This window comes from Pseudanabaena sp. 'Roaring Creek' (genome assembly GCF_001402795.1).
Taxonomy (GTDB): domain Bacteria; phylum Cyanobacteriota; class Cyanobacteriia; order Pseudanabaenales; family Pseudanabaenaceae; genus Pseudanabaena.
Genome location: NZ_LIRE01000314.1, coordinates 1 through 3,530, shown reverse-complemented (window position 1 = coordinate 3,530; position 3,530 = coordinate 1). Strand labels below are relative to the sequence as shown.

At 45.0% G+C, this 3,530-nt stretch carries 1 protein-coding gene; it reads right to left on the bottom strand.

What is annotated here, in order from left to right; genetic code table 11:
* Positions 1 to 576 precede the first annotated feature (576 nt).
* Complete coding sequence (locus AC805_RS10795) at positions 577 to 3,198, bottom strand: chloride channel protein (RefSeq protein ID WP_055075442.1); 2,622 nt, start codon at positions 3,196 to 3,198, stop codon at positions 577 to 579.
* Between the last annotated feature and the right edge of the window lie 332 nt (positions 3,199 to 3,530).

The window sequence follows — 3,530 nt, the reverse complement described above, 5'->3', positions numbered from 1 at the left end:
TGAGGAAGGGTTTGCTACGCAAACCCTTCCTCAAAGCCCAAAAATAAAAGCCTTGCTTAGCAAGGCTTTTATTTTTGGAATTTGAAAATTTGCCAGCTTAACCCGAACTGACGTTACTTAGCAAAAAGACCCAGCCAGTGGCTGGGTCTTTTTGCTTCGGAATACTTTAGGATCTTGAGATTACAGTCAACTGCTGGAAGGAACCTAGGTTTACTAATCAACGAAAATAGTAAACTATATCCAATTAACTAAATACCTACAGAACAGCCCCAGCACACAGCTCGGAAATCTGAAGACCCACACGTTTACCGTTACTACTATCTGATTGCATGGGCATCACCTCCTGTTGTCTAAATGTTTATTATCAAATTGGGTTCGGCTTTTCACCGAAGGTTTATTCAACCTGAGGCTTAATATAGCCGATAAATTAAAATTTGACAATACACAGCGCTTTGCGCTCAAACCCAAACTAGGAAAATTTTTGAAAGTGCTGCTTCGCAACACTTTCAAAAATTTCCTTGTGGTTCGTTCGATAATTGTTGTAACAGTAGAAGCTGGCGTTAGGGTTTTCACGTTTTAAATTGACTTTCGGAAAATGATAATCGTTCGATTAGACATATTCTTATTACGAGCGATCGCTTCGGAAACGTTACCATGCAAGATCTGGTGCAAAACACCTTCATGACTTGCCTCTAGGATAATTACATCACTTCGCTCCTGATTTGCTAGGTCTACAATTGCATCGGTAACAGACTTAGCGCAGATGGAAACAGCATCAACTTTAAACTGGAGAGATTTATATAGTAAGTCTGCATATTGTTCTAATTGGCTTTCTTGTTGCTTCTCGTCCATTGGCGAAAAAATTTGGCAGAGGCATACCTCTGGATAGGGAGACATAGATATCAGATCTGGAAGTAGTTGAATGACATTTTCGCTATTGAAATCACCCGTAATCGGAACGAGCCAACGATTAAAGGAAATATGCGGTCTGCGAAACTCTTGATTAAATGGATTAGCCTTTTGTAAACGATCGCTAAATTTAACGAACATCACATCACAGTCTGCCTGCTCTAGTGCAGTATCCACTGTATGTCCAAATATGCGATCAGAGGATTTAGAGATACCATACCAGCCAATTAATAGCAGATCGATTTTGCGATCGCGAGCAACTTCTAAAATCGTTTGACCGATATCATGGGCTACCCGCACCTGAGTATGAATGGAAACTCGCCTAGTCTGGGCTGCCATCATCACCTGTTGAAAAAGTTCCAAACTAGGATTTAGATCAACGGTCGTCTCTGACGGAGCAAGGTGTGGAGCGATGGAGATAACATGGAGGCACTCTAGTTCGTAATTGCGCTCTTCCGCAATCGCGAGTGCCATGGCAATTAAGTACTCCGCCGTTTGCAAATCGCTGAGAGGGAGGAGCAATCGTCCCGACCCCGTAGCAGTCCCTCGCTGTTGATAGACTAAATAGGATTGTTTGGTGATTTGAGAACTAACTCCCCGTAAACGCTTGGCTTGAGCGCGTAAAATATCGCTGCGCGTGATAATCCCCACGAGTTTATAGCGATCGATGACGGGTAATCGTGAAAGTTTGTAATAGGAAAGAAGATAAAGAACTTGAGATAATCGCTCCTCAGGGCTAACGGTAATGGGATTTTTGGTCATAATTTGACCGATTTTAATATTTCTAGATAGAATATCTCCCGATAGCTTTTGCTCTTGGACTTTGACTAAATCCATTTGGGTGATGATGCCCACTACGCGATCGTCACTCATGACAGGGAATCCACGATGTCGCGATCGCGCAAACGACTGCATCGCTTCAGTGACAAGCATTTCACTGCTTAGGGTCTCAACTTTCTGCTGCATGACATCCATCGCTCTTAATCCATCCCACAGTCCATCGGTGACAATTTCAGTCTCAAGATGAATGCCTTTAAGTTCTAATAGGTGGGTGTACAATGAGCCAGGGGCATACTTTTCAGCGCTAAGATAGGCTACAACACTGGTAATCATCAAGGGCAGAATAATATTAAAATCCTTTGTGATTTCAAAAACAATTACAAAGGCGGTGATTGGCACTTTCGCCACGGCTCCAAAAAAAGCTCCCATTCCCGAAAGTGCATAGGTTCCCAGAGTTCCCATCCCTAGGGCAGAATGTTCCAAATTCCCCACTAACGATCCGAGTGCTGCCCCCAAAATCAAGCTAGGCACAAATAAGCCCCCCGCAGTTTCCGCACTACAGGCAATTAAAGTGAGAATAAATCTCACGGCAAAGGTTCCAACCGTAACCGACCAGTCCGATTGCCCCATAGCGAGGAACATCTGCAAACCCGTACTGTCACGAAATTCATCGGGAAGCATGGTGATGGCGATTCCAGAAACACAACCTGCGATCGCGATTCTCCCTGCAAATCCCGTTTTAAAAATCCGCCGATTCCATTTCGTAACGGCGATCACACTGTGATTAAATAATGCGGCAAACCAACCGACCAGCAGTCCCAGCAATAGGAAGAATGGAATCTCTTGAGCAGAAAAATGGATTTCTGGAATCGTCGTGTTTAGCCCCTGTCCAGACAAGACCAGCGAAACGACTCCACCAATAAAGGAGGCAAGAATTGCAGTTCCTAAAGTCAGGCTAGAGACATCGTGTAGGAGTTCCTCAATCACAAACAGTACCCCTGCGATCGGGGCGTTAAATCCAGCGGCAAGCCCTGCGGCAGCCCCTGCGGCGAGCAATTGGCGTTTGTATTCGGGAGATGTAGGAATCCATTGGCTTACCTGTCCTGCGATCGCCGCGCCAATCTGTACCGTTGGTCCTTGACGACCGAGGGCTAACCCCGATCCCAAGGCTAAAATCGTACTGGCGATCTTGACAACCGCAACGCGGAGATTGAGCGCGATCGGCACATAACTGAGCGCCGCCTTAACTTGGGGAATGCCACTACCAGAGGCTTCTGTCGCGAATTTATCGATTAAAAGTCCCGATAGAAATCCGCCGACTAAACCAATTAGCGGCAGTACAAACCATACTTCATGGGCAACCCGCACGCGCCACCCTCCCAGCCAGCCGATCCCCTGTTTTAGCAAAACCGCCGCTAAACCAGCCACTAAACCTATTAAACAAGCTTCAAAAATGGCTATCCGTTTGGGTTTTAACCACTGATGCCACGATGTTATACCTAAAGCCATAAATAATTATTGGGTTACCAAGTCTGGTGATCGAACCCATGCTATAGAACGATCGCGTAGTTTAACTGACAAAACAGTGAACGAGAGATAGTATCGCTCGTTACAAGAGCGGTAATATCTCCAAGATCTTAAGTTTAATGCTTAGGGACTTGCTATTAATTAAAATACCTGCGGTTTCGACTTCGCTCAACCAACGTTAGCTGAGCGAAGTCGAAGCTATAGCTACCACCAGTCTTATTAGAACAAAATTAAAACCCAAAATCATGTTGTCGCGCGGAGCGCGACAACATGATTTTGGGTTTTATGTCCTGATACAGTTGGTGGTAGCTATA